The following is a 25,534-nucleotide window of genomic DNA, read 5'->3' as shown; positions in this document are numbered from 1 at the left end:
CTCCAGGTCGGGAGAACGCATGGATGCAAGCTCAATCATCGCGGCTTGCGCGACGACGATCGCTATCGCTTCCCTGGTGGTGTCGATCGGGGAGATGAGGGCGACGCGGCGACACAACTGGCAGTCCGTCCGACCTTTGTTGGGCTTCGAATGCCTACGAAACGACGGGCATACGGCAGGCATCAAAATCACCAATGCCGGCCTCGGGCCAGCCATCATCAAAACCACCATGCTGTTCCTCGACGGCGAAGCCGTCGGCCCATGGGAGAAGCACGTCGTCGACCCCCTGCGCGGCACCTTCCCGCTCTGGCCGCACTTCGTGTCACTCCGTCCCGGCAGGCACATCCCGGTCGGTCACGAGATGATGATCTTTGCTCTTGAGGCGTATGACCCCGCGAGAGACGCCGATTTCTGGACGGCGGTGAAGCAGCGAATCACAATTCGGGTGCAGTATGAGTCGCTCTACGGCACGGAACACGAATCCTGGTTCGAGGGGTCGTGGGCCCACGGCGCCACTGAGATCACGCACACAGCATCACGGTCGGGAACGCCGGGAGTCGAGCACGGCAACCCTGCGTAGCCCGGCCGTACGTCGGTAGCTGGCGTCGAGTAACTCGTCGACTTCGTCCCAGTCGGTGTCCCCGGTCAGGTCCACCCCGATCCACCCGTAGGGCCCCAGGTAGGCCGGCACGAAGCAGCGCTCCTCGTCCAACAGCGCCGCTCGCTCGTCGGGATCAACCAGCACGAGCAACGAATGTTCATGCTGCCGATGGACCCCGTCGACTTTCACCGATCCCCCGTAGTAGGCGAAGACCTTGGTGGTGAAGAAGGCGGGATGGCCGTGGGAGATCTTCTCGGCCGCGTCGGGGAAGGCCAGGGCGAGCGCCCGCAGCCGGCTCAGGAGTGGGTCTGCCTCGTCAAACATCATGGGGTGCGGCATATCGGAAGGTAAACACACGGTGGACCGCAGTGGTGTCCTGCCGCCAGGGCTGCCTTGAAGATGAGTTTCCGGGATGGTGTCGTATCGAGGCGCAGCCGTTCGTGGAACCAGTGGTGCGGCCGGCCGGCCGGGCCGACGGACACGAGGAGTCGGGAAAGGCCCTCGTCCGGGGACTGAGAGGAGACGACCATGACGGAGTACCTGATCACCTTCAACGACGAGTGGGTGCCCGACCACACGGCGGAGGAGATACGCGAGAAGGGCACGGCCGCCCGGGTCGTGATCGAGGAGATGCAGGCCGAGGGTGTCCTGATCTTCAGCAACGGCGGGCTCGACCGGTCCACCGCGGTGTGCAGTGTCGAGCGGGTTGACGGCAAGCCCGTCTTCACCGACGGCCCGTACGTCGAGACCAAGGAGCACCTCGGCGGCTTCGCCGTCGTGGACGTGCCCGACGACGCGGCGGCGCGATACTGGGCCGGCCGGCTCGCGACCGTGCTCGACTGGCCGCAGGAGGTTCACCGGTTCCGAGGTCCCGGGGAGGCCCGGCGTGACGGCTCCGGGAAGGAGTGAACGCGGCGCCCAGGCACCTACTGTCCGAGAAATCCGTCCGAGCGCTGCCGGAGCCGTGACCGATCCCACCGTCGAGCAGGCGATCACCCGTGTCCACCACGAGGAGTGGGCGCGGGTGGTCGCCGGCCTCGCGCGCCGTTTCGGCGACCTCGACGTCGCCGAGGAAGCGACGGCCGAGGCGTTCGTAGCGGCGGCGGAGCGGTGGCCGCGTGACGGCGTACCGCCCAGTCCCGGCGGTTGGCTCGCCACCACCGCGACCCGCAAGGCGATCGATCGGCTCCGTCGCGAATCGCAGCGCGACGCCAAGCACGAGGCGGCCCGGATCGTGTACGACGACACCCCTCATGAGCCGACCGGCCCGGTCGAGGACGACCGGCTCAGACTGGTCTTCACCTGCTGCCACCCTGCGCTCGCGTTGGCGGCCCGGGTGGCGCTCACCCTGCGCCTGCTCGGCGGCCTCACCGTCCCCGAGATCGCCCGCGCCTTTCTGGTGCAGGAGACCACGATGGCGCGACGGATCACCCGCGCCAAGGCAAAGATCAAGGCAGCACACATTCCCTACCGGGTGCCCAGGGACGACGACATCCGCGAGCGGCTCGCCGGTGTGCTCGCGGTCGTCTACCTCGTCTTCAACGAGGGCTATCTCGCCACCGAGGGGGAAGAGCCGGTGCGCGTCGACCTCACCGGCGAGGCGATCCGCCTTGGCCGCCTGCTCCGAACTCTCCTGCCGGACGACGGCGAGGTAGCCGGCCTGCTTGCCCTGATGCTCCTCACCGACGCCCGGCGGCCGGCGCGCGTGTCCCGCACCGGGGAACTGGTGACCCTCGACGAGCAGGACCGCGGCGCCTGGGACCGCACCCTCATAGCCGAGGGCAGAGCCTTGATCCGCGAGCGGGTCGAGGTGGTGGCGGCCGGCGGTGACCCAGCGGGGCGCTACCAACTGCAGGCCGCGATCAACGTGGTCCACATGGATGTCTCATCCGCCCGAGACACCGACTGGTCCACCATCGTCGCCCTCTACGGCCGCATGATGCTGCTCGACCCCTCGCCGATCGTGCGGCTCAACCGGGCGGTCGCGGTCGCCGAGGTCGACGGACCCGAGGTCGGGCTCGCCGAGATCGACCGTCTCGCCGAGATCCTCGACGGCTATCACGCCTTCCACGCCGCGCGCGCCGACCTGCTGCGGCGACTCGGGCGCGGCGGCGAGTCGCGGGCGGCGTACGACCGGGTCATCGGTCTCGCCGGCAACCCCGCCGAGCGGGCCTACCTCACCCGCCGCCGCGACCAACTCGCCAGCTGACCGACACGTGGAGCCAGCCCGTTCCAGCACCGGTTCGCGGGATGAGCGTGCGTCGTTGGTAGGGTCGCCGCGGCAGGAAGGTGGGCGTTGGGTGGGCCATTGGCGGCGGTTCGAGCGGGTCCAAGGCGGCGCCTGTGAGTTCTGGCAGATTCGTCAGGAAGGCATCCGCTGCTTCATAAGTTGGGGCCGTGACGGTAGCCGTCGTGGCGGGTCGACGACCGTGGCATTGCTGGATGAGCGTCACGCGAAGTCGCACGTCGAGAAGAAGATCAGGGGACAGCTTCGCAAGGGCTTCCTCGAGGTAGCCGGCCTACCCGCACCGATCGGCGACCCGGACGCGCTCGTGGTAGGGACTATCGCCGACGCGGTAGCAAAGCGGGCTTACGGGCTTCCGCGACCGCAGTATCGGCCCGTGGAGGAATTCCGTGACGTGGTTTGCCACGCACAGATCTATCCGAAGTCTCCAGGTAAAGGGTTCTACCGCTACCTGATCTTGCGTGACCAGGGCCGCAGTGCTCTCGCGTTCAACGTCCACGAATCGTCGCATCGACCGGAGTCCGTCGCGGAGTTCCTGGAGACGGTCGTCACCGTTCGCGACCTTCCCTTCGACGGGCAATCGCACCACAAGATCGCCCTGTCGCGCCCGGCAGGGCCGTTCAGCCACGCGCTGCTGTGCTCGCCCGCGCTGGGCCAAGCCGCCGTCGCTCACCCGACGATCGCAGCCAAGGTGGCCACCGTCTTTCCGATCTACGACTGCGAGATCGGCGACGCCGATGCGGAGGCCTTCGTCGACGCCCGGATCCACGGGCACGGGGCGCTGCCCTACAGCGACTGGGCGCGTCGACCGCATCCGGTCGTCGACCTGCGCTTCGACATCCAAGGCCCCTACCCCGAGCGCGATCGCACGTTCAAGGTGTACCCACGCCCCCGCCTGGACACCCTGCTGCCCAAGCTCGCGGCAGCCGCATCTGACAGCTGGCTGGAACTCCGGTCCTTCCGCGGCGAGGTCCGTCGGCTGACCCCAACCAATCTCGCTGCCCCCGGCGACCTGCACCAATTCCTGCTCGACTCCCACCCTGCGGTATAGCTGCTCGGCGGGATAAGCAACGCACTCATCTCGTCATATTGGTACGCCGCGGCTCGGAGACCAGCACCCTCGCGCGGTCCGGGTGCCCCGGTCTAACCCGGTCGTGGATCTCCATGCCGGCTGTTAGCGTCGCGGCATGTTCGCCACCGACCGGGTCCGACTGCGCCCGCCCACGCCCGACGACGCGCCGAACATGTTCCGCCTGTACGGTGATCCCGAGTTGCACCTGATCACAGACGGCGAGCCGTTCCTGCCGCGCCACGTCGGCCAGGTCCGGGCCCGGCTGGAGAAGCAGGTCACCGAGCCGCCCGACGGCCAGACCACGGTGTCGCTGCTGGCCGAAACCGTGGCCGACGGCACTTTCCTCGGTGGCAGCGTGCTGTGGGGGATCAACGCGTTCAATCAGTACGCCCACCTCGGCATCTCGCTGCTACCTGAGGCGCGTGGCCAGGGGTACGGGACCGAGGTGATCCGGCTGCTCTGCCGGTACGGCTTCCGCAACCGCAACCTACGCCGTCTGGAATTGGAGACGCTGGCCAGCAACACGGCCATGCGGCGGACCGCGGAGACGTGCGGCTTCACGCACGAAGGCACCCAGCGGGAGCGCGAGTACGACGGCGACGGCTTCGTAGACATGGTGATCTACGGTCTACTCCGACGCGACTGGACGCCGTAGCCGGCCGGTGCGGCGGCGTCCGGTCGTGATCGGACGGCTCAGGCGTCCGAGGCACGTCGGGACTGCCGTCCACCCGGGAGCGATTCGCATCTTCCTCGGGGCCCTGGCTACACCACATAGAGCACATTGCGCTCATCGACGCGCTCATGCGTCGGGCGCCACCACACGTCCATCCGCGGCGAGGCGACGTCCACCCGTTGCCGTGCCATGCGCACGGTCGCCGGTATGAGCTGTCACGCTGTACTGAGCGACCAGCGCCCGCCGTCGTCAGCGTCGAGGATGACGAAGCCGCGGCATGACAGTCCGTTTGCGCCGCGACCGAAGCCACTTCCGCATTGGGGCAATCCCGCTGGCTCGGGGAGTGGCGGGCGCGAAGGGGCTGTCAGACATAAGGTCGGCCCGACACGGCGACCTTCGCCAGACCAGGACGGGGCAGGACATGGACCAAGGCACCCGCGACGAGGTGCTCGGCCGCCTGGCTGAGGCAGTCGGGTCCGTCACAGCCGCACACCCGACGCGGGTTGCCATCGACGGACCGCCCGCCGCAGGCAAGACCACCCTCGCCGACGAGCTGGCCGTCGTCTTGCGCACACAGGGCCACGACGTCATCCGCGCGACGATCGACGATTTCCTCTTCCCCCGGACACAGCGCTATCCGCGCGGCGAGTACTCGGCCGAAGGCTGCTACTTCGACGCCCACGACTACGAGGCGCTGAACCGGGTTCTGCTCGATCCGCTCGGCCCGGGCGGAGATCGGCGTTTCCAATCCGCGGTCTACGACCACACGGCGGATACCGCGTTGTCCCCGCCGGTCACGACTGCGCCCGCCGACGCCGTGCTGGTCTTCGACGGCGTCTTCCTCATGCGCCCGGAACTGATTGATCGGTGGGACCTGCGCATCTTCGTGTCGACCGCGCTCGAGAAGACCGTGGATCGTGCCGTGACCCGAGAGCGCCGGGTGTCATCTCGGGCCGACGTCGAACGGCGCTGGCGCGAGCGATACATCCCCTCCCAACAGCTCTACTACGCTACGGTCCGCCCAACCGATCACGTCGACGTCATCGTGCACAACGACGAGCCCCAGCAGCCGGCCTGGGAAACCCGAACACACTGACCGCGCTCAGTTCGGCACGACCGGGTGCGGGCTTGGTGCAGTTATGGCGACGGCTGCGTAGCGTACGGTCTGCGGCCAAAGCGGGTGCCGACCCTGACAGCTGCGAACTCGGTGGCGTGAACACTGGGCCAGGCGTGAGGATGCCTCCATGGCTTACAAAGCCGAATCGCCGTGGGCGCGGGCTGGCACGTGCCGTTGCCTCCGTAGCAGCCGCGGACGGTTTGGCGAACCATCTGCTGCCGCAGTGGCGGGCTCGACCGGAACCGTCGCGCCGAGTGGCGCGGGCGCTGGGATTCCGCCAGCGCGTGCCCTCTGGCTGGAGCGAGCTTGTCCTATCCCTGTGCTCTAATCCCGTCATGCATGTCGTCGTCTGCGGCGCACTCGTGGAGAACGGCGCGGTCCTGCTGGTACACCGCAGCCCGACCCGCCGGGCATACCCGGATCTCTGGGATCTGCCCGGGGGGCACGTCGAAGCGGGTGAGTCGGAACTACAGGCCCTCGCGCGTGAGATGCACGAGGAGCTAGGGGTTCACATTGTGGCGGAGTCCTCGTCACGGTTGGGCGACCTGCATGCCGGCAGTGGCGAGGACGCCGTCCACGTGGGCGTCTGGCAAATCAGAGACTGGGTCGGCTCTCCCACCAACCGTGCACCTGAGGAGCATGACGACATCGCATGGGTCGGGATCGGCGAGCTGGGCGGCCTTCCCCTCGTGTTTGGCGCCCTGCCGGCATTGCTTCGTTCCCTGCTTGAGCCTGACCGGCTGCCTCGTCGCGACGAAGCACGGACAACCGCATCGCCGAGCGGCCCGTAGATCCATCGCTGCTCGGCACTTCCGTCCGGTTGAATCCCCTGCATCCGGTCATCGGCTACTTGTTTCATTGACCTGCGACCGTGGCCCGGCCAGCGTGCGGAGGAAGAGCTCATCCCGAACGAACACGCGAGTCTCAATGCCGACACCGACGTGGGTCTACGGCCGTCCGGGCTGGGGGCGGCGGTCGGCGCGCGTCGCGCCCGCGACAGGGACAGGGACGTACGGTCACGGGCCCACATCTGGGGCAGCTCGACAGGCACGAACCAGCACAGCCCTGAGCGTCCCGCACGGCCGACCCGATCCAAGGTGCCGCCGCCGGGCGCAGCCAACCGCGGCACGGACGCCGCAGGCCAGGCACGCTGAAATGGCACGGCACACCGGTGCTGGGCGGACGGCACCGTACGCCTGCTCAACGGCCCGACCGACGAGCCAGCCCGGTCACCCGTTGGCGGGATGGTCCGTCGACCTGCTCGATGCCAGAATTCCCGCATGCGACGCGCCATCGTCGGGCGGGACGAGGTGTTCGACCAGGCCTGGCGCCTCCTGAGCCAGCCTGGGCCGGTGCTGTTGGAAGGGCCTGCCGGCATCGGCAAGACCGAGCTGTGGCGGGCGCTGGTCGCGCGCGCGACGCAGGCCGGGTGGCTGGTGTTGAGCTGCGCGCCCACCGAGGCCGAATCCGAGCTCCCGTACGCGGCCCTGGCCGACCTGCTCCGCCCGCTCGCCGACCGGGTCGCCGAGCTGCCCCGGCCACAGCGGATCGCCGCCGAGGTGGTGCTCCTCTCCGGCGACGCCCACGAGGCGGTCGACGTACGGGTGGTCGGGGCGGCCACCCGCTCGTTGCTGGAGGCCGCGACGGCGGCGAGCACCCATCCGACGGTGCTCCTCGCGGTCGACGACGCGCCCTGGCTGGACCGGCCCAGCGAACGCGCGCTGCGGTACGCCCTGCGCCGGGTGACCGGCCTGGCGACCCTGCTGAGCCGCCGACGTGGCCAGGGCACACCCGACGACGTACCGCTCGGTCTCGGTGCGGGTCACGTCGGCGGCCCGGTCGGACGGGTCGAGGTGCCTCCCCTGGACGTCGGCGCGCTCCACCACGTCCTGCGCGGGCAGCTCGGGGTCACGCTCAGCCGGCCGATGCTCGTGCGGGTGGCACGGGAGGCCGAGGGCAATCCGCTGCTGGCCATCGAGGTGGTCCGCGCCGTGCAACGCCTCCCGCGCCAGCCCGCACCCGGCGACGACCTGCCGGTGGCCGCGTCCATGCACCACCTGCTCGTGGACGTCCTCGCCGGGCTGCCCCTGGCCAGCCGCACCGCGGTGCGGCTCGCCGCGCTGCTGACCGTGCCCACCCTGGCCGACCTGGCGGCGGCGGGGGTGTCCACCGCCGAGCTGGACGCGCCCGAGGAGGCCGGGCTGATCGTGGTGACGCCGAACGGCGTGCGGTTCACCCACCCGGTGTACGCGGCGGCCGTCCGGGCCGGTATCCCGCCCGGGGTCCGCCGCCGCCTGCACCGCCAGCTCGCCGACCTGCTTGCCGATCCGGACGAGCGGGCCCGGCACCTCGCGCTCTGCGCGACGGACCCGGACCCGGTGGTCGCGGACACCCTCGCCGCCGCGGCCGAACGCTGGCACAGCCGGGGTGCGCCCGACCTCGCCGCCGATCTGCACGACCGCGCGGGCCAACTCACCCCCGCCGACGACCGGCCACGCCTGGGCCGGCGGCGACTGGCCGCGGCCCGCTGCCGGTTCGACAGCGGCGACTTCCCGGCGGCCCGGGAGGCGGCCGAGGCGGTCGCGGCCGAGTTCACCGGCGAGGTACGGGCGGAGTCGCTGCTGCTGCGGGCCGTCGTCGCCTGGTCCGGCGGTGAGGCCAGCCGGGTCGCGGTGGACAACGGCACCCGGGCGTTGGCGGCGGCCCCGGCCGGCTCGGCCCTGGCCGGCCGCATCCATGCCCACCTCGCCGTCTTTCAGGACCACACCGAGTCGGCCCGGAAGCACGCCGAGGCGGCCGCCGCCCTGCTGGACGGACGCGACGACGACCACGACCTGCTCGCCGCCGCCCTGGTCCTGCTCTTCTTCCAGGAGGTACGGCTCGGGCGGCCACCGCGTACCGACCTGCTGGACCGGGCCCTCACCCTGGAGGGCGACGAACCGGCGTGGCTGGCGAGCACGGTGCCCGCGATCTGGTGGAAGTCGATCGACGACGCGCAGCGGGCCCGACTGCGGCTGCACCGGATGCTGGGTCGTGCCGAGGCGAGGGGCGACGAGCCGCTGCAACACGAGCTGCTCTCCCACCTCGGCGAGGCCGAGTTGCTGGCCGGGCGGTGGGACGACGCCGAACGGCACATCAGCGCGGCCCGGGAGCTGGGTGACCAGCTCGGCACGGGCCTGGTCGGTGAGGCCTGGCTTGCCGCGCTGCTCGACGCGCACCGGGGCCGGCTGGCCGACGCGAGCCGGGTGGCCGAGTCCGGCCTGCGGCTCGCCGACGAACTGGACGACGACTGGTGCCGACGGATCCACCAGCAGTTGGCCGGATTCGTGGCGCTCTCCGCCGGCCGGATGGCGGAGGCGGCCGCCGCGTACACCGGCCTGGCCGCGACGATCGACGCGAACGGGCTGGTGGAGCCGCTGGCCATGCGGTTCGAGCCGGACTGGATCGAGGCGTGCGTCGGGGTGGGCGACCTCGACCTGGCGGCGACCGTGCTGGCCCGGCTGACCGCCCGACACCGTCGGTTGCCGCGTCCCTGGACGATGTTGGGCGCTGCTCGGGCCCGCGCGCTGCTGGACAGCGCGACCGGTGTCGACCCCGGCGCGGCGCTCGACGCGCTGACGGCGGCACGGGACGCCGTACCGCCGGAGGTGTTGCCGTTGGACCGCGCCCGCTGCCTGTTCGTGGCCGGCATCGTGCACCGCCGGGCCCGCCGCAAGCTGCCGGCCCGGCAGGCGCTGGAGGCGGCGGTCGCGGAGTTCACCGCGATCGGCGCGGCCGCGTTCGCGGATCGCGCCCGCGCCGAGTTGGCCCGCGTCGGTGGACGCCCGCCGACGCCCCGGCACCTCACCCCCACCGAGGAACGGGTGGCCCAGCTCGCCGCCCGCGGGCGGACCAACCGGGCCATCGCCGACGAGCTGTTCGTCAGCCCGAAGACCGTCGAGGCGAACCTCGCTCGGATCTACCGCAAGCTCGGCATCTCCACCCGGGCGGAGCTGGGTGCCGCGATGACCAGGGCCGACGCGCAAGCATAGGGAAACGCCCGATTCCTCGCCGCCCGCGGCGACCTAGCCTCGGGTTCATGGCCGGCTACCTGTTCGCACTCGAGCAGTACGACTGCTCCCCCGGCGCGGGCGGGACGGTGCCGGTGTTCGGCACCCCGGACTGCCGGCTGGTCGCGGCCGTCCGGTTGCCGACCGACGACGTCGTGATCGCGCTGGTCGAGGGGCCCGACGCGGAGGTGGTGGCCGCGGCCGCCGCGGCCGCCGCCTGGCGGGTCGACCGGCTGATCCCGGCCCAGTGGCTCTTTCCACCGGGCCTCACCAACCCGGAACTCCCCTGAGTGGCGAAGGAAGCATGACTGTGCGCCGTCTGATCGCACCCCTGTGGTGTTCACTGCTGCTCCTCCCGCTGGTCGCCTGCGGCCCCGACGACGCCGGCGGCGCCGACCCGGCCGGCCCGGTGGCCGGTGCGGAGCCGAGCATCGCCACCACGGTCGACGGCGACCCGCCGGCCGCCACGCCGGACGAGGAGTCGCCCGCCGCGTCCACCGTCGACGCCTGCGCCCTCGTGTCCAAGAAGGACGCCGAGAAGCTGGCCGGCACCCCGTTGGACGACCCACTGGAGAAGCCGGCGCCAGACCGGGACACCTGCACCTACACCGGTCCGGTCAGCGGCCCGACCGCCCAGGTCGAGGTGTTCGTCGGCCCCGGCGCGAAGAAGTTCCTCGACATCGAGCGCGAACTCGGGCACGAACTGACCCCGGTCAGCGGCGCGGGCGACGAGGCGTACGCCGAGGACGGCACGGTCTTCTTCAGCAAGGGCGGGGTGTGGGTCTCCATCCGGCTGGTCCGCACCGACGACCCGGCGAAGTACCGCACCGCCCTGACAGCCGTGGCCCGTACGGCCGCCGGCCGGCTCTGAGCTCGCGAAGAGGCGACATGCTGGCAGCCGGGTCCCGGGGTCGCCGGGCCATGACAGCGCTGGTCGCGGTGACGCTGTTGCTTCTCGCCTGCGACCGGGGTGGGGCGGGCCCGACGTCACCGGTTCCACCGGCCGGGGGCAGTGGCGCAGACCAGCGGTACGGGGCGGCGCCCGCGCCGGATCGACACGTGACCTACCAGCCCGACGTGGTGTTCGTTGGCGGCGGGGGCGGGTCGGTGCGCGGGCTCTCCGACGACGCACTCACCTGGCGCATCGACCCCGACGCCAGCGGCGCCGACCGGCTCGCCCGGGGGAAGATCATGTTCCTCACCGGGCGGTCGGTCGGGCGGGTGCTCGACGTCCGCCGCGACGGGAACGATCTGGCGGTGACCCTGGGGCCGGTGGACATCACCCAGGTGATCCGCGACGGCACCTTCGCCACCGACGGTCCGGTCTCCCTGGAGAATCCGATCCGCTACGACGCCGGCACGCCGTTCTGGGCCGAGTACGACGCCGAGGCCGGAGCCGGCAGCGGCGGCGGCGGATCGATGACGCCGGTCGTCGGCGTGCCCTTCGCCGTGGCACCGGCGACCGCGGCCGATGCACGAGGGATCGCCGGGTTTCCGGTCACCCCGATCTGCTGCGCGAACGGGGTCGGCGCGCATTTCAGCTACAACGGCGGCGGGATCCGCATCACCGGTACGGTCACCCTGCTGATGAAGAGCCCGTCGGCCCGGTTCCACCTGGAGATCCGGGGTGGCACGGTCCGTCGGGCGGAACTGCGGATCGACGGCATGTCCGGGCTGCGGATCGAGATCGCGGGCGCCACCGACGCCGGGCACAACGTCAACAAGCGCATTCCGATCCCCCTGGACTTCAGCGTGCCGGTCGGTCAGATCCTCGGCGTTCCGTTCGCCATCACCGCCAACCAGCTCATCGGGGTGCAGACGGCGTTCAGTTCCAAGGACGGCAACATCAAGGCGGCCGGCGAGTGGTCGCTCGGCGGCTCAGTCGGGTTCGGCTACGCCGACGGCGCCTTCGGCGTCACGAAGCCGTGGAACCTCACCGTCCGCAACAGCATCACCGACTCGATCTACGGGCCATCAGTCGGCGTCAGCGGGATCATCGTCCACTACCAGGCCTTTTTCCGCGCCGGCCTGGGCGTCTTCGGGTTCACCGCCGGGCTGTACGCGACGGTCACCGCCTCGGTGGGGTTGACCGTCGGCTCCGCCCTGGGCGCGCCGATCGAGCTGTGCCGCAGCACCCAGCTCGGCGTGTTCCTGGAGTACGGCGTCGGCTACAGCATCCCAGCCGGCCTGGTGAAGGCGGTCAACACCTTCCTGAGGCTGTTCAACGCCGGCTCGATCGAGGAGAAGGCGGGTATCGGTCGGGTGGACAACGTGTTCAACAAGCTGGACGTCCAGCCGAACGTGAAGATCTGCCGAACCTGACCGCCCTGGCCGGTGTGGAGGATTCGGGGCCATCCTCCACACCGGCCGGTGTGCGTCAGCCCGCGGCGCAGGCCGGGGTCAGGCCGCCGGCGGTGCCGTTGGCCTGGAATCCGAACTCGGTGGACTGCCCGGCGCTGACCCGGCCGTTGTAGGCCACATTCGTCCAGCGCGTCGTTCCGGCGTCAGCGCTGCGGTTGGCGTTCCAGGCGTTGGTGACCGTCGCGCCCGACGGCAACGTGATCGTCACCGCCCAGGAGCTGATCGCCGCTGATCCGGCCGTCACCCGCACCGTCGCCACGAAGCCACCCGTCCACTGGTTCACCGCCACCGTCGCGGTGCAGCCACCGGGTCCCGGGGGCGGAGTCGTCGGGGGCGGAGTCGTCGGCGGCGGAGTGGTCGGCGGCGGGGTGGTCGGCGGTGGGGTCGTCCCGTTGTTCAGCGCGGCGAGTACCGCGTCGTACGCCGGCTTCTTGGCGCCGCCGCTGGTGAACAGCAGCGGGGTCTGCGAGGCCCGCCACGAGTCGCTGTCCCGGATGCCCCAGACGGTGATGCCGTTACAGCGGGTCACGGCGAGGCAGTCCTGCACGACGCTGCGGTACGTGGCCGCCGACGCCCCCTCGATGTCCAGCTCGGTGATCTGCACATCGACGCCGAGCGCCGCGAAGCTGGACAGCGTGGTGCGGTAGTTGCCGGGGTACGGCGAGCCGCTGTTGAAGTGCGACTGGAGACCGACGCAGTCGATGGGTACGCCACGCTGCTTGAAGTCGCGCACCATCGTGTACACGGCCTGGGTCTTGGCGTGTGACCAGTCGTCGGTGTTGTAGTCGTTGTAGCAGAGCTTCGCGCCGGGGTCGGCCGCCCGGGCGGCCCGGAAGGCCGCCTCGATCCAGTCGTTGCCGGTCCGCTGGAGGTTGGAGTCCCGCCGGGCGCCGGAGCCACCGTCGGCGAACGCCTCGTTCACCACGTCCCACGCGACGACCTGTCCCCGGAAGTGCGTCGCCACCTGCGTGACGTGGTTGAGCATCGCCTGGCGCAGCGCGGTGCCGCTCATGTTCTGCATCCAGCCGGGCTGCTGCGAGTGCCAGGCCAGGGTGTGACCACGCACCTGCATCCTGCGGGTGCGCGCGTGGTTGACGATCTGGTCCGCCGCGCCGTAGCTGAACTGGCCCTGCTGCGGCTCGGTGGCGTCGATCTTCATCTCGTTCTCGGGCGTCACCGAGTTGAACTCGCGGTTCAGGATCGTCGTGTAGGCGCTGTCGTTCAGCTTGTTGGCGGCCACCGCGGCGCCGAAATACCGACCCTGCTCGGCGGCGGACGCACCGAGCGTGGTGCCGGCGGCGGCGGGAGCAGCCAGGACCATCGCCACGCCGGCGGCGAGGGCGCTCACCGCGGTCAGCGCGAGGGCGGCTCTCGATACCGCCTTCCATTGCGCGTTTCTCATCGTGCAACTCCAATCGATGGTGGTGGTGTCCCGAGGGGTCAGGCCACCGAGCAGGCGATGCCGTTCAGAGCGAAGGACGAGGGCTTACCGGTGCCGCCCTCGTGGGTGGCCTGAAAGCCGATGTCGACCGACGCGTTCGGGGCGATGGCGGCGTTGTAGGAGACGTTGCGGGCGGTCACCGCACCGCTCGTCGTGGAGTACTGCGCGTTCCAGCCGTTGGTGATGCGCTGGCCGGTGGGCAGCGCGAACGTCAGGGCCCATCCGTTCACCGCCGTCGCACCGGTGTTGGTGATGGTCACGCTGGCGGTGAGGCCGGTGTTCCAGGCGTTGACCGCGTACCCGATCCGGCAACCACCGCCGGTCGGCGGCGGAGTGGTCGGGGGCGGGGTCGTCGGCGGCGGGGTCGTCGGTGGCGGGGTGGTGGGCGGGGTGCCGGTGTCCAGCCCGAAGAAGCGGATCACCTGCGCCGCGTCGACCGGCAGGTTGTGCGAGACGCCTTGCATGCTGATCGCCTCGACCGGGGCCGTTCCGCCACTGCTCCCGTAGCGGGTGCGGGTGTAGCCGGTCTGCGGCGAGTCGGTGTACGTCGGGGTCTGGCTCAGCCCGTGCACGTTGGTCCACTGTTTGACCTGCTCGCCGAAGTTCGGGTAGCGCAGCGTCTCGTCGTTGGTGCCGTGCCAGATCTGCATGCGTGGGCGACGACCCGTGTAACCGGGATAGGCCTCGCGGACCAGATCACCCCACTGCTGCGGGGTTCTGATGAGCTGTCCGTTCGCGCACTCGCTGTTCCACTCCGAGCCGCCCCCGGTGGCGAAGCAGCCGAACGGCACCCCGGCGAAGGACGCGCCGGCCGCGAACACGTCCGGGTTGTCGCCCAGCAGGACGTTCGTCATCATGGCCTCGGACGAGGTGCCGGTGGCGAAGATCCGCGCCGGGTCGGCGGCGTACCGCTGCCGTACGTAGTCGACCATCGACATGAGCCCGACGGGGTCGCTGCCGCCGCCCCGGCGCAGTGCCTGCGGGGAGGACACGTCCCAGCACAGGCTGCTGCGGGTCACCGACGGGTAGATCACGATGAACCCGTACCGGTCGGCGAGGGACGCGTACTGGGTGCCGGAGTGGTACGCCGGACCCGATCCGGTGCAGTAGCGCAGGGCGAGCAGGACCGCCGGCCGGGTGGCCACCCGGTCCGGGACGTACAGGTGCATCTGGAGATTGGTGGGGTTGGTGCCGAAGCCGGTCACCTGGGTAAGCGTCGCCGCCGACGCCGGCGCGGCGAACGTCAACGCGGCGGCGGCCAGTGTGACCACGGCCGTGACGACGCCGAGCGTTCTTGTTTTCAGTGTCATCGTTCGCGATTCCTCAGCAGAATGGCGCATGGAAGGGGAGTAAGTCGAGGACTGCCCTTCGCCCGACCCTGACCGCGGCTCGCGTGACCTTGTCAGCTTCAATCGAGAGAACTCGATTGTCAAGACTTCCGGAAGCCTTTCGGTGGTCGGGGTCGGCTGTGACCTGTGCATCGACGGGCACCGACCGAACCATCGACGGACCTGCCCGGCGGGGTGTTATCGGGATGCTTCCGGAAGCCGCCGGGTCAGTGGATGCGACGCCCGCGCGCGTCCGGCACGCCGGACTTGCGGAAGAAGTAGGTGTTGATCTGATCCCGCCACTCGGTGGCGCTGCGCACCTGCTCGTCGAGGCGCTGCTCCACCCGCTCGTACACGGCGGGGTCGATCAACCCCTTCAACGTCCGCCACCGCCCCCGCATCGCCGCCACCTCCTCGACGCCCGCGAAGTGGGTGTCGTAGATGTGCTGGATGACCGTGGAACCGTTGTGCAGGACGTGCCCGTACGGGACGTGGTGGAAGAAGAGCAGCAGCTCGTCCGGGCACCGCTCGGGCGACTCGAACACCTGGTCCCAGTACGGCGGGTACTGACCGGCGAAGCCGGTGCCCGACGCGCGGCTGCGGTCCACACCGACGCCATCGCGATCCGCGAAGTGGTACGTGCCCCACCGGGTGTACTCGTACCCGTCCACGTCGGGGCCGTAGTGGTCACCGGGATGAACCATGAAGCCGACGCCCAGCGGGGCGGTGTACCGCTCATAGGTACGCCAGGAGTCGTCCATGACCTCGTGCAGCGTCCGCCCGACCAGCTCCGGGTCGGCCATCGCGGACGGCGGGAAGGTCAGCGCGATCCACTCGTCGAGGACCGCCCGGGGATCCAGCCGGGGATCCCAGGCGAGCCGGCCGACGGTGTACAGGTTCGCCTGCGCCAGCGGGTGCCCGGTCCAGAAGAGGTCGTCGCCGACGTTGGCGACCGCGACCAGGCCACCACCCTCGCCCGCCTCCCCCGCGGCCACGTCGGCGACTGTCCGCCCGCCCGGATCCCACGGCGCGAACCGCAACACCTCGCTCCACCATGGGCCGAGGTGGCAGACGTGGCGCTGCTGGCCGGTGTACTCCTGGGTGACCTGCAACTCCACCGCCAGCCGGGTGGCCGGCATCGCGGCGAGCACCGGGGAGACCGGCTCGCGTGCCTGGAAGTCCACCGGACCGAACTTCACCTGCAGGACCACGTTGGCAGCGAACCGCCCGTCGAGCGGGACGAAGTGGTCGTACGCGGCACGCGCCCGGTCGGTGGACCGGTCCCGCCAGTCCTGGTGATGGTTGTAGACGAACGCCCGCCAGTGCACCACTCCCCCGTGCGGGGCGAGGGCCTCGGCGAGCAGGTTCGCCCCGTCGGCGTGGTCGCGACCGTAGGTGAACTGGCCGGGTTGCCCCTCGGAGTCGGCCTTCACCACGTAGCCGCCGAAGTCCGGGATGCGCTCGTACACCTGCCGGGTCGTCACGGCCCACCAGGCCCGTACCGCCTCGTCCCTCGGGTCGGCGTTCGGCAGGCCGCCCAGGACCACCGGCGCGGCGAAGGTGACCGACAGGTGCACCCGGATGCCGTACGGGCGCAGCACGTCCGCGATCTCAGCCACCTCGCCGAGCCGGTCGGTGAGCAGCCGCGCCTCGGTCCGGCCCACGTTGACGTTGTTCACCGAGATCGCGTTGATGCCGCAGGCGGCCAGGAGCCGCGCGTACTCCCGGACCCGGGCCAGGTCGCCGCGCGACCGTCTGCCCCGCCAGAAGATCGAGCCGCCGGCGTACCCCCGCTCCACCTGGCCCATCACCGGGTGCACGGCCACGTTGTCCCAGTGGTTCAGCATCCGCCGGCGCAGTGCGGGCCGGTGCCGTTCCGCCTGGCGGGTGGTGTCGAACGCCGCCGCGCCGAGCCGGACCAGGTGGAATAGCCCGTACAGCAGGCCGGCGGGCGCGTCGGCCAGCACGGCGGTCACGTCGCCCGCCCGGGCCAGCACGAACCCCTCGGCACCGAGCACCGCGTCGTTGCCCGCCTTCGCCAGCGCCGCCTCCCCCGCTGCCCGCGCCGCCTCCACCGCCGCGCTCGGCAACTCGTCGGCGCCGCGGAGCGCGAGCACCAGATCGACGTGCACGTCCCAGGACGGGGAATGCCACATCCGCCCGCCGTACCGGGCGCAGGCGCGGGCGACCTCGTCGAGCACGGTGTCGACGAGCATCCCGTCGCCGTGCACCAGCACGCGGCGCGAGCCGAGCGCCCGGAACGCCTCCGGCGGGAGCCAGGCGGCGTGCACCCGCGCTTCGTCGGCGCTCACCGGTCCTCCCGCAGCACCACGACCCTGTACGCCGGCAGCCGCAGCGACTGCCCGGTCTCCGCCCGGTCACCGGTGAGCAGGTCGACGCCGCCGGCCCGGGCGGTGACCTCGACCGGCTCGGTGCGGTGGTTGAGCAGGAACAGCAGCCGCGTCGGGCAGGGCGGTGGCCCGGCCGAGCACCGGATCGAGCAGGCGTTGCAGGCCGGCGTACGGCAGCGCGGCCTCCTCGGCCAGGCCGGTCGCGGCCAGCACGGTGCAGTGCTCGGCGGACCGGTGGGCGTAGTCGACCAGCGCGGTGCGGCCCGACCCCGGCTCGCCGCGCAGCAGCAGGGCGCCACCGCCGTCGGTCACGCCGTCGAGCAGGTTCCGGACAGCGCGGCACTCGTCGTCCCGGCCGCGCAGCACGGTTATTTGCACTCTTAATGCAGTAACCATGCATTCAGTGTCACCTATTGGTAACCGGATGGAAAGAGGCGGGCGGTATCGTCCGGGGCCGGCGTCAGCCGGCCGTCACCTCGGCCAGCAGCGCGCCCACGGTGCGGGCCATCACCCCACGGGCCTGGTCCACGCCCAACCCCAGGCCGTCGCGCAGCATCGACCAGGCCGGCCACATGCTCGCCGCCACCAGCGCGTTCAGCAGCTGCTCCCGGCCCCGCCCGGCCTGCGCCAGCTCGGCGGCGAAGAGCTGCTCGACCTCGTCCCGGACCCGGTCGATGTGCTTGAGGCGGTTGCGGTGCAACTGGTCGGAGACCGGCTCGCGCATCTGCGCGGCCCGCGCCGAAGGCGCGATGAGCTGGAGCAGCCGGGCCCGTTGCCGGCAGTACGCGTCGACCCGCTTCGCCAGCGGCAGCCCGGCTGAGACCGGCCGGTAGGCCGCGTCCTGCTGGCGGAGCACCTCCGCGCCGCTCGCCTCGAAGAGCGTCTCCATGTCCTTGAAGTTGGTCCAGAGGGTCCGCAGCGAGATGCCGGCCCGCTCGGCGATGCGCTCCCCGGTCGGCCGGAAGTCCCCCTCGGAGATGAGCGCCAGGTGCGCCTCGACGATGGCCACACGGGTGCGCTCGGCCCGGGCGGTCCGCCCGTCGACCCGGCCCGCGACCTCGACCCCGCCCATCCGTCCCCGCCCCTTCACCGCCATGACGTCCCCAGACGCACCGCCGAGTCTAGACAGGCGGTGATCATCGGCACCCGGGCCGCCGTCATCCGGCGCGGCCGGTCAGCGTGACCCCGCCGTCGCACACGATGGTCTGCCCGGTGATCCAGGCGGCGTCGGCGGAGGCCAGGAAGGCGACCGCGCCGGACACGTCCTGCGGCAGGCCGAGCCGCCCGAGCGGGTACCGCGCGGCGACCTCGTCCTCCCGGCCCTCGTACAGCGCGGCGGCGAAACGGGTCTTCACCACCCCGGGGGCGACGGCGTTGACCCGGACGGTCGGCCCCAGCTCCGCGGCGAGGCTCGCGGTGAGGTGGTTGAGCGCCGCCTTGCTCACCCCGTAGAAGGCGATGCCGGGCGACGGACCGAGGCCGGCGATCGACGAGACGTTGACCACGCAGCCACCCCGGTCGGTCATGCCGGCGGCGCACACCTCCTGCACCCAGCCGAGCGCGGCGACCAGGTTGACGTCGAGGATCTTGCGCGCGGCCGCCAGGTCAAGCCCCAGCAGCGGGCCGTGCACCGGGTTGATGCCGGTGTTGTTGACCAGGAGGTCCACCGGCCCGAACGCCGCGGTGACCTCTCCCACCGCGGCGGCCCGGTGCGCGGCGTCGTCGGCCCGACCGGGCACGGCCACGGCGTACGCCGGCCCGCCGAGGGTGGCGACCGCGTCGGCCAGCGCCTCCGGCCGTCGGGCGGTCAGACCCACGCGCGCGCCCTCGGCCACCAGCCGTTGGGCGATGGCCAGGCCGATCCCTCGACTCGCACCGGTGACGATGGCGACCTGACCCACGAGCCGACCTGAATCTGCATTCACGGTGCAGATATTATGAGCAGCGATCGGTGTCGGTCAACGTCGGGGGAAGCAGCGTCGACTCTCGGACAGCCCGCACTCGCCAACCGCCGGCCGGCGGCGATCAGATGCGGTCACGACGTCCGGGCAGCCGGACGACCGGGCGTGGTCACGGCGGTGTGCCGCGCGACCACACCCGGTCGACTGCCGGGCGTACGGGTCGTCAGGAGACGGTCGGCACCCCGTTCGCCGGCGGCGCCACCGGGGTGGCGGTGTACTCCTTGACCGGCCCGTCCGCCTCGTCCGTCTCGTACGCCGGCCCGAAGTAGCTCTGCACTCCCCCGCTCACCCGGCTCAGCCGCTGCCCGCCGTAACCGGAGTGGTCGGTCGCAGAGAAGCGCAGCGGCACCAGCCCGGGGCCTTGGAACCCGCCCTTCTGCACGGCCTCGAGCACCTTCTCCCGGGTGAGGTCCTTGCCCGCGGCCAGCAGCGCCTGCACGAAGAGATAGCCGACCGACATGCCGTAAACGATGTTGCCGTCGAACGGCGCGTCCCCGTTGTGCGACTTGTTGATCCTCGTGTAGAGCTGGATCCACGGGTTCGCGGTGTCGTTCTGCATCGGCAGGTAGTTGGTGCCGACCACGCCCTCCAGCAGCGGCGCGGCGGCTCCGAGCTGCTTGGCCAGGGTCGGCTGATCGGCGCCGACATTGGAGACCAGCCACTGCGTCTTGAAGCCCAGCCGCGCGGCGGTGCCGATGGAGAGCGCGGTGAAGCCGGGCACGGTGGCAAGCACGACGACCCGGCATCCGGCCGCCTTGAACGCGCCGATCTGCGGCGCCACGTTGGTGTTGCTGGTGACGTAGGTCTGCTTCACCGCCACGCCCCCGGCGCCGAGCACCTTCTCCACGCCGGCCAGGCTGTCGCGGCCGAAGTCGTCGTCCTGGCCGAGGAAGCAGAGTTTCTGGCCGGCCAGGTTCGCCTTGGCGTAGTTGGCGAGGATCTTGCCCTCGACCGTGTAGTCCGGGTTGAAGCCGAACGTGCCGGGATACTTGTCCGGCTGGTCCCAGCTGCGGCTGCCGGAGGCGACGAAGAGATCGGGCACCCGGTTGCTCTTGAGGAAGTCGAGCACGCCGGTGTGCGTCGGCGTGCCGAGGCCGTTGAGGATGGCGAAGACCTTGTCCTGCAGGACGAGCTGACGAACCACCTGCTGCGTGTTCGCCGGGTTGTAGCCGTCGTCCATGATCTTGTAGGTGATCTTTCGACCGTGCACGCCGCCGTTGGCGTTGACATAGTCGAAGTACGCCTTCGTGGCCGGGGCGATCTTCGAGTACCCGGCCGAGGCCGGTCCGGTGAGCGGCATGTGGGTGCCAACGACGATCTCGGTGTCGGTGACGCCCGGCACCGATCCCCCGCCGGGACCGGAACCGTCGTCGCCGCTGCAACCGACGGTGGTGATCAGCAAGGCGATGGTGCTGGCGATCGCAAGACCGCGTCGTGCCGTACGGTGCATGGGAAACACCGACCTTTCTCGGTCCGGTTCTCAATCGAACTTCGGTGGTGGTGGGGCGCCCGGCCGAGGCCGGACAGGGACAGCTCAGGAACGCCGGGCCGGCCACCGGGCCAGCAGTGCCCGGCCGAGACGCGACAGCAGACCCTGCACGCCGCCGGGTGCGGCGATCATGACGACGATCAGGGTCACTCCGAAGATCGCCAGCGGGAGGTTGCCCTCCAGCCGCTGCGCCACCGCGGGCGAGAGTGTGAACAGCTCGGTCACGGAGTGGGTGAGATCGGGCAGGGCGACGAGCAGGACGGCGCCCCACAGCGCACCGGTGAGGCGGCCCAGACCGCCGATCACCACGGCCATCAGCAGGAAGAGCGACAGGGTCAGCGAGAACGCGCCGGGCGAGACGCTCTGCGCGAGCACCGCCAGCAGGGCACCGCCGAGGCCGGCGGTGGCGGCGCTGACCACGAACGCGAGGACCTGGGTGCGGGCCACGTTGATGCCGGCGAGACGGGCGGCCACCTCGTCGTCGCGGACCGCCCGGAAGGTGCGCCCGAAACGACTCCGGATGAGATTGGCCAGCAGCAACAGGGCCAGCAGGGTGGCCGCGCCGGCCAGCCAGAGCTGCCACCGCTCATAGGGGAAGAAGGGGCCGAGCGACACCGGCGGCGGCTCCACCGGCACCGACAGCCCCTGCTCACCGTTGAAGACGCCGTCGAAGGTGACGGCGAGCGCCGGGACGACGACGGCCACGGCGAGGGTGACCCCGGCCAGGTAGGGGCCGCGCAGCCGGGCCGCGGCGACGCCGACCACCGCGCCGACAACGACCGTGCTGAGGATCGCCGCACCGAGCGATAGCGGCAGCAGCCAACCACCCGTCATCCCCCGATCGGCGAACGCGTTCTGGCAGAAGGCCACGGTGTACGCGCCGGTCGCCATCAACGCGCCGTGCCCGAGCGAGAGCTGGCCGTTGAGCCCGGTGAGGAGGGTCAGCCCGGCGGTGGCGCAGAGGTAGGCCGCCACGGTGGCGAGCTGGAAGTTGCGGAACGGCTCGACGGCGTAGCTGACCCCGACCAGCAGCAACCCGGCGGCGAGCGTGAAGGCGAGGTGGCGCAGCAGGGTGGAGCCGCGTCGCCGGTCGACCGGACGCTCGCCGGCGTCGGCCAGCGCCCGCTTGCGCGGCAGGGCCGCCCGGGTGGCGCTCACACCCGCCTCGCCGCGACCGGGGCGAACAGCCCACCGGGCCGGACCAGCAGCACCGCCAGCAGCAGGACCAGCACCGCCAGCGGGGTGAGGTCGCTGCCGGCATAGCCGCTGACATAGGAGAGCAGCAGCCCCACCACGAGGCCGCCGACGACCGCCCCTGGTGGACTGTCCAGGCCGCCGACCACCGCCGCGGTGAACGCCGAGACGAAGACCAGGTCCATCGCGTGCGGGTGCAGCCCGAGCTCGGTGGGGATGACCAGCATCGCGGCCAGCGCGCCCACGCCGGAGGCGAGCGCCCAGCCGAGGGTCAGCATGCCGCCGACGTTGACCCCGAGCAGGCGGGAAACCTCGGGAGCGAAGGCCGCCGCGCGCATCCGCAGCCCGACCGGGGTCCGGGCGAACATCCAGGCCAGCGCGCAGACCACCACCCCGATCGTCGCGAAGACGAACAGGTCGTACGGCGAGAGCACGGCGACCCCGCCCAGGCTGAGAGCGGACCGGCTGAACGGCGCCTCGGCCGGCCGGAACTCACTGCCGTACACCATGCCCAGGACGGCCTGGATCAGCAGCACCAGCCCGAGCGCGACGATCACCGGGTTGAGCGGTGACGTGTGGTCGACGAAGCGCATCACGGCGCGGTCGACCAGCGCGCCGAGCAGCAGCCCGGCGACGATCGCGACCACGAAACCCAGCCAGTACGACCCGGTATGCGCGGACACGGTGTAGGCGACGTACGCGGCGGCGACGGCCATCGCCCCCTGCGCGAAGTTGACGACCCGCGCCGCCCGCCAGATGAGCACCAGGGCCAGCGCGAACGCGGCGTACACCGCGCCCCGGGACAGGCCGTCGACGGTGAGGAAGACGAAGCGGTCCAACAGTCCTCCCTCCTGGGGACGAGGTGATGGTCAGAAACCGAGGTACGCGTGCCGTAGGTCGGTGTCGTCGCGGAGCGTGGCGGCCGGGGCGGCGGTCACCACCCGGCCGAGGGACATCACCACGCCCTGGTCGGCGACGGCGAGCGCGCTGCGCACGTTCTGCTCGACCAGCAGCACGGTCAGGCCGGTCTGGTCGCGCAGTTGGCGCAGCAGAGCCATCGTCAGGGCGACCACCCGAGGCGCCAGGCCGAGCGACGGCTCGTCGAGCAGCAGCAGGCGGGGCCGGCCGACCAGCGCCCGACCGAGCGCGAGCATCTGCCGTTCCCCACCGGAGAGCTGGTGGCCGAGGTGCCGACGGCGCCGGGCCAGCGGCTCGAAGAGCTGGTAGACCTCGTCGAGAGCGCGGCCGGCGTCGGCCCGGTCGCGGCGCCACAGCCCGCCGAGCCGCAGGTTCTCGTCGACGGTGAGTTCGCTGATCACGCCCCGCCCCTCCGGCACGTGCGCCATGCCGCGCCGGACGAGCTGCTCCACGGGCGTGCCGCGCAGGTCCTCCCCGGCGAGGACGACCTGCCCGGATGTCGGACGGATCATGCCGGAGAGCGCGCGCAGCAGGGTGGTCTTGCCGGCGCCGTTCGCCCCGACGACCGCGGCGATCGTGCCGGCCGGAACGGTGAGATCGACCGCCTGCAGCACGGGCGCGGCACCGTAGCCGGCCACCAACCCGCGCACCACGAGCAGGTCGGAGGCGCTCACCGCACCGTCTTTCGTTCGCGACTGCGGGGCTCGCAAACCCGGCTCACTCCTCGCGCTCACGTGGTGACCTCGTCGACGGCGGCTCCGAGATAGGCGTCGGTGACCGCCGGGTCGTCGCGGATCTCGTCCGGTGTGCCGGCGGCGATCACCCGGCCGAAGTCCAGCACCACGATCTCGTCGCAGACGGCCATCACCAGGTCCATGTGGTGCTCGACCAGCAGCACCGCGCAGGGGTCGGCGTCCCGCCGGGGCAGCTGCCGGACCAGCTCCGCCAGCTCGGTGATGTCGTCGGGCCCGAGGCCACCGGCGGGTTCGTCGAGCAGAAGCAGCCGGGGTCGGGCGGCGAGCGCGCGGGCCAGGGCGACCCGCTGGCGTACGGCGAAGGGCAGTGTGGTCGGCGCGGCGTCGGCGTGCCCGGCGATGCCCAGGCCGTCCAGGATGTCCAGGGCGTGCTGGCGCAGCCGCCGCTCGTCGCGGTCGCTGCTGGGCAGGCCGAGCAGCGCCGGGACGAAACCGGCCCGCGCGGTGTGCGAGGCGCCGGTCATCACGTTCTCCAGCACGGTGAGCCCGGCGAAGAGGCCGGTTCCCTGCAGGGTTCGGGCGATGCCGAGCCGGGTCAGCCGGTGCGGCCGTGGCCGCAGCGGTCGGCCGTCGAGGGTGAGCGATCCCGTCTCCGGCGCGACGAAGCCGCAGATCACGTTGAACAGCGTGGTCTTGCCGGCGCCGTTGGGCCCGATGACGCCCACCACCTGGTTGGGTGCCACCCGCAGCGAGACGTCGACGAGGGCGGTGAGGCCGCCGAAACGTACGCCGATGTGGTGCAGTTCGAGACCGCGCTCCATCACCCATCCCTCTGTTGTGGCGGGTGTTATTTACACTCGCAGTGTACGTTTCTCGGGTACCGCGTCAAGACCTTCAATGCCCCCTGTCGCCGGCACGCGGACGGGGCGGCCGCCACCGGCGACCGCCCCGGGATCGCGATCAGGAACTGGGGCAGGTGTTGCGGTACTCCTGGATCTGCGAGCCGCTCGGGCCGGGGCAGAGGAACTGCTCGTAGCGGGCGTCGTTGTCGACGAACGGCTCAGCCAGGCGACCATCTGCCGTACGGTCGGAGTGTTCACCGTCTGCGGGAAGAAGTGGCTCGCCCCGTTCAGCTCCAGGTACGCCTTCTCGGCGGACGCCGGGATGGTGTTGTAGAAGGGCTCCGAGTGCGACGAGACCGGCGCGACGGTGTCGCTCTCGCCACCGATGATCAGCGTGGGCACCCGGAGCTCGGACCAGCTCTTGTCGGTGTTCCACGGTGCGAGCGGCACCGCGGCCTGCAGCGACGGCCGCGCCGACGCCGCCTCCAGGCTCCCGCCGCCGCCCATCGAGTGGCCGGCGACCGCGAGCCGACTGCCGTCGATCCGGGTACGCACCGAGCTGCGCTCGACCAGGTAGTCGAGCGCGGCGAGCAGTTGGCGGCCCCGGCTGCCCGGCTGGTCCAGTCGGGAGTTGGTCTCGATGCCGATCACCACGAAGCCGTGCGAGGCGAGCCGCGGCCCGAGCCAGCTGATGCTGGACCAGGCGGCGGTGAAGCCCGGCGAGATCGCGATGGCGCCGAAGGTGCCCTCGCTGGTGCTGGTCGGATAGTAGATGACGCCGCCGCCGAAGCCGGTAACGCTCAGCGAGGACACGTTCTGCGAGGACGTGGCGAACGGACCGCGGCTGGCCTCCAGGATCGCGGTGGTCGGGGCCGGGCCCCGCTCGTACGGGTTCTCCGCCGCCTGCACGGCGCCGGAGGGTCCGGCCAGGACGCCGCCGGCGACCAGCGGCGGCCAGCGCGAGCCGAGCGGCTCGGACGGCCATGGAACGGGGACGGGTGGTGGTTGGTGACGACACGTCGGGCACTCCCTAGAGTCGAGGGATATCGACGTGCGTCAGTTTTGGCGTCACCACCCGGTCCCCGCATCGGTGAAATCACCAGTCCCGGCGGTGGGCCCGCCAGCGAGCCCGGCGCGACCACCGGACGCCGTGCTCACCGTCGGCGTCCGCACCCGGGTGACCGGGGTGCGGACATT

At 71.3% G+C, this 25,534-nt stretch carries 23 protein-coding genes and 3 pseudogenes; 12 read left to right on the top strand and 14 right to left on the bottom strand.

The genetic code is table 11. The features are described 5' to 3' along the window. The first annotated feature begins 19 nt into the window (after positions 1-19). On the top strand, positions 20-580 hold the full coding sequence (locus ACWD5O_RS23950; protein WP_450086607.1) for a hypothetical protein: 561 nt from the start codon (positions 20-22) through the stop codon (positions 578-580). Here ACWD5O_RS23950 and ACWD5O_RS23945 read toward each other — a convergent pair. Beyond that, on the bottom strand, positions 536-928 hold the full coding sequence (locus ACWD5O_RS23945; RefSeq protein WP_450086606.1) for an MmcQ/YjbR family DNA-binding protein: 393 nt from the start codon (positions 926-928) through the stop codon (positions 536-538). The two genes, ACWD5O_RS23950 and ACWD5O_RS23945, sit on opposite strands and share 45 nt — an antisense overlap. A 201-nt stretch (positions 929-1,129) precedes the next feature. Between ACWD5O_RS23945 and ACWD5O_RS23940 the strand changes: the two genes are divergently transcribed. From ACWD5O_RS23940 to ACWD5O_RS23890, 11 genes and pseudogenes are all read left to right on the top strand, one after another. After that, positions 1,130-1,510, top strand: coding sequence for a YciI family protein (locus tag ACWD5O_RS23940; protein WP_450086605.1), 381 nt, complete (start codon positions 1,130-1,132; stop codon positions 1,508-1,510). A gap of 55 nt (positions 1,511-1,565) precedes the next feature. Continuing rightward, positions 1,566-2,810: an RNA polymerase sigma factor gene (locus tag ACWD5O_RS23935; RefSeq protein WP_450086604.1), complete on the top strand. Its 1,245-nt coding sequence runs from the start codon at positions 1,566-1,568 to the stop codon at positions 2,808-2,810. 91 nt (positions 2,811-2,901) lie between these two features. Beyond that, positions 2,902-3,897, top strand: a complete 996-nt coding sequence (locus tag ACWD5O_RS23930) for a WGR domain-containing protein (protein ID WP_450086603.1) — start codon at positions 2,902-2,904, stop codon at positions 3,895-3,897. A 136-nt stretch (positions 3,898-4,033) separates the two neighbouring features. After that, a complete protein-coding gene (locus ACWD5O_RS23925) occupies positions 4,034-4,573 on the top strand; it encodes a GNAT family N-acetyltransferase (RefSeq protein WP_354962492.1) in 540 nt (179 codons plus the stop codon). Positions 4,574-5,012: 439 nt separating this feature from the next. Continuing rightward, positions 5,013-5,687, top strand: coding sequence for a cytidylate kinase family protein (locus ACWD5O_RS23920; protein WP_450086602.1), 675 nt, complete (start codon positions 5,013-5,015; stop codon positions 5,685-5,687). A 140-nt stretch (positions 5,688-5,827) separates the two neighbouring features. Next, a pseudogene (locus ACWD5O_RS23915) lies at positions 5,828-5,980 on the top strand (GNAT family N-acetyltransferase); the annotation flags it as partial. Positions 5,981-6,043: 63 nt separating this feature from the next. Further along, positions 6,044-6,499, top strand: coding sequence for an NUDIX domain-containing protein (locus tag ACWD5O_RS23910; protein ID WP_450086635.1), 456 nt, complete (start codon positions 6,044-6,046; stop codon positions 6,497-6,499). 489 nt (positions 6,500-6,988) lie between these two features. Continuing rightward, positions 6,989-9,739: an AAA family ATPase gene (locus ACWD5O_RS23905; RefSeq protein ID WP_450086601.1), complete on the top strand. Its 2,751-nt coding sequence runs from the start codon at positions 6,989-6,991 to the stop codon at positions 9,737-9,739. Positions 9,740-9,786: 47 nt separating this feature from the next. Continuing rightward, positions 9,787-10,047, top strand: a complete 261-nt coding sequence (locus ACWD5O_RS23900) for a hypothetical protein (protein WP_450086600.1) — start codon at positions 9,787-9,789, stop codon at positions 10,045-10,047. 14 nt (positions 10,048-10,061) lie between these two features. Continuing rightward, positions 10,062-10,628: a hypothetical protein gene (locus ACWD5O_RS23895; protein WP_387322182.1), complete on the top strand. Its 567-nt coding sequence runs from the start codon at positions 10,062-10,064 to the stop codon at positions 10,626-10,628. Positions 10,629-10,678: 50 nt separating this feature from the next. Next, positions 10,679-12,079, top strand: a complete 1,401-nt coding sequence (locus ACWD5O_RS23890; RefSeq protein ID WP_450086599.1) for a hypothetical protein — start codon at positions 10,679-10,681, stop codon at positions 12,077-12,079. A gap of 55 nt (positions 12,080-12,134) precedes the next feature. Here ACWD5O_RS23890 and ACWD5O_RS23885 read toward each other — a convergent pair whose 3' ends face one another. The 13 genes and pseudogenes from ACWD5O_RS23885 to ACWD5O_RS23825 all read right to left on the bottom strand — a co-directional run bounded on the left by ACWD5O_RS23885 (position 12,135) and on the right by ACWD5O_RS23825 (position 25,322). Further along, on the bottom strand, positions 12,135-13,520 hold the full coding sequence (locus ACWD5O_RS23885) for an endo-1,4-beta-xylanase (RefSeq protein ID WP_450086598.1): 1,386 nt from the start codon (positions 13,518-13,520) through the stop codon (positions 12,135-12,137). 38 nt (positions 13,521-13,558) lie between these two features. Further along, entirely contained in the window at positions 13,559-14,869 is a 1,311-nt protein-coding gene (locus ACWD5O_RS23880; RefSeq protein ID WP_450086597.1) for an extracellular catalytic domain type 1 short-chain-length polyhydroxyalkanoate depolymerase, read from the bottom strand. Between the two features lie 245 nt (positions 14,870-15,114). Further along, positions 15,115-17,199 (bottom strand): alpha-glucuronidase, encoded by a 2,085-nt coding sequence (locus ACWD5O_RS23875; RefSeq protein ID WP_450086596.1) that lies wholly within the window; start codon positions 17,197-17,199, stop codon positions 15,115-15,117. Then, complete coding sequence (locus ACWD5O_RS23870) at positions 17,196-17,336, bottom strand: Beta-galactosidase C-terminal domain (RefSeq protein WP_450086634.1); 141 nt, start codon at positions 17,334-17,336, stop codon at positions 17,196-17,198. The genes ACWD5O_RS23875 and ACWD5O_RS23870 overlap by 4 nt, the downstream gene beginning before the upstream one ends. A gap of 43 nt (positions 17,337-17,379) precedes the next feature. Continuing rightward, positions 17,380-17,634, bottom strand: a pseudogene (locus ACWD5O_RS23865) (AAA family ATPase); the annotation flags it as partial. Between the two features lie 64 nt (positions 17,635-17,698). Continuing rightward, positions 17,699-18,310: a TetR/AcrR family transcriptional regulator gene (locus ACWD5O_RS23860; protein ID WP_387322800.1), complete on the bottom strand. Its 612-nt coding sequence runs from the start codon at positions 18,308-18,310 to the stop codon at positions 17,699-17,701. Positions 18,311-18,395: 85 nt separating this feature from the next. Next, a complete protein-coding gene (locus ACWD5O_RS23855) occupies positions 18,396-19,163 on the bottom strand; it encodes an SDR family oxidoreductase (protein ID WP_354962502.1) in 768 nt (255 codons plus the stop codon). Positions 19,164-19,362: 199 nt separating this feature from the next. Beyond that, positions 19,363-20,649, bottom strand: a complete 1,287-nt coding sequence (locus ACWD5O_RS23850) for an ABC transporter substrate-binding protein (protein WP_387322172.1) — start codon at positions 20,647-20,649, stop codon at positions 19,363-19,365. Positions 20,650-20,733: 84 nt separating this feature from the next. Continuing rightward, positions 20,734-21,846 (bottom strand): branched-chain amino acid ABC transporter permease, encoded by a 1,113-nt coding sequence (locus ACWD5O_RS23845; protein WP_450086595.1) that lies wholly within the window; start codon positions 21,844-21,846, stop codon positions 20,734-20,736. Then, positions 21,843-22,721, bottom strand: a complete 879-nt coding sequence (locus tag ACWD5O_RS23840; RefSeq protein WP_354962505.1) for a branched-chain amino acid ABC transporter permease — start codon at positions 22,719-22,721, stop codon at positions 21,843-21,845. Before ACWD5O_RS23840 ends, ACWD5O_RS23845 begins: the two co-directional genes overlap by 4 nt. A gap of 30 nt (positions 22,722-22,751) precedes the next feature. Further along, on the bottom strand, positions 22,752-23,474 hold the full coding sequence (locus ACWD5O_RS23835) for an ABC transporter ATP-binding protein (RefSeq protein WP_450086594.1): 723 nt from the start codon (positions 23,472-23,474) through the stop codon (positions 22,752-22,754). Between the two features lie 56 nt (positions 23,475-23,530). Then, complete coding sequence (locus tag ACWD5O_RS23830) at positions 23,531-24,316, bottom strand: ABC transporter ATP-binding protein (RefSeq protein ID WP_450086593.1); 786 nt, start codon at positions 24,314-24,316, stop codon at positions 23,531-23,533. A 139-nt stretch (positions 24,317-24,455) separates the two neighbouring features. Next, positions 24,456-25,322, bottom strand: a pseudogene (locus ACWD5O_RS23825) (alpha/beta hydrolase family protein). Positions 25,323-25,534 lie beyond the last annotated feature (212 nt).

The sequence above is a fragment of the Micromonospora sp. NPDC005161 genome, from assembly GCF_053599855.1.
Note: the sequence above shows the minus strand (reverse complement) of the source record. Positions and strands in the feature narration are given on the sequence as shown.

Coding starts and splice junctions, on each gene's coding strand:
- ACWD5O_RS23950 (WP_450086607.1), top strand. CDS start 20: ATGGATGCAAGCTCAATCATCGCGGCTTGCGCGACGACGATCGCTATC.
- ACWD5O_RS23945 (WP_450086606.1), bottom strand. CDS start 928: ATGATGTTTGACGAGGCAGACCCACTCCTGAGCCGGCTGCGGGCGCTC.
- ACWD5O_RS23940 (WP_450086605.1), top strand. CDS start 1,130: ATGACGGAGTACCTGATCACCTTCAACGACGAGTGGGTGCCCGACCAC.
- ACWD5O_RS23925 (WP_354962492.1), top strand. CDS start 4,034: ATGTTCGCCACCGACCGGGTCCGACTGCGCCCGCCCACGCCCGACGAC.
- ACWD5O_RS23920 (WP_450086602.1), top strand. CDS start 5,013: ATGGACCAAGGCACCCGCGACGAGGTGCTCGGCCGCCTGGCTGAGGCA.
- ACWD5O_RS23910 (WP_450086635.1), top strand. CDS start 6,044: ATGCATGTCGTCGTCTGCGGCGCACTCGTGGAGAACGGCGCGGTCCTG.
- ACWD5O_RS23905 (WP_450086601.1), top strand. CDS start 6,989: ATGCGACGCGCCATCGTCGGGCGGGACGAGGTGTTCGACCAGGCCTGG.
- ACWD5O_RS23900 (WP_450086600.1), top strand. CDS start 9,787: ATGGCCGGCTACCTGTTCGCACTCGAGCAGTACGACTGCTCCCCCGGC.
- ACWD5O_RS23895 (WP_387322182.1), top strand. CDS start 10,062: ATGACTGTGCGCCGTCTGATCGCACCCCTGTGGTGTTCACTGCTGCTC.
- ACWD5O_RS23890 (WP_450086599.1), top strand. CDS start 10,679: ATGACAGCGCTGGTCGCGGTGACGCTGTTGCTTCTCGCCTGCGACCGG.
- ACWD5O_RS23885 (WP_450086598.1), bottom strand. CDS start 13,520: ATGAGAAACGCGCAATGGAAGGCGGTATCGAGAGCCGCCCTCGCGCTG.
- ACWD5O_RS23880 (WP_450086597.1), bottom strand. CDS start 14,869: ATGACACTGAAAACAAGAACGCTCGGCGTCGTCACGGCCGTGGTCACA.
- ACWD5O_RS23860 (WP_387322800.1), bottom strand. CDS start 18,310: ATGGGCGGGGTCGAGGTCGCGGGCCGGGTCGACGGGCGGACCGCCCGG.
- ACWD5O_RS23850 (WP_387322172.1), bottom strand. CDS start 20,649: ATGCACCGTACGGCACGACGCGGTCTTGCGATCGCCAGCACCATCGCC.
- ACWD5O_RS23830 (WP_450086593.1), bottom strand. CDS start 24,316: ATGGAGCGCGGTCTCGAACTGCACCACATCGGCGTACGTTTCGGCGGC.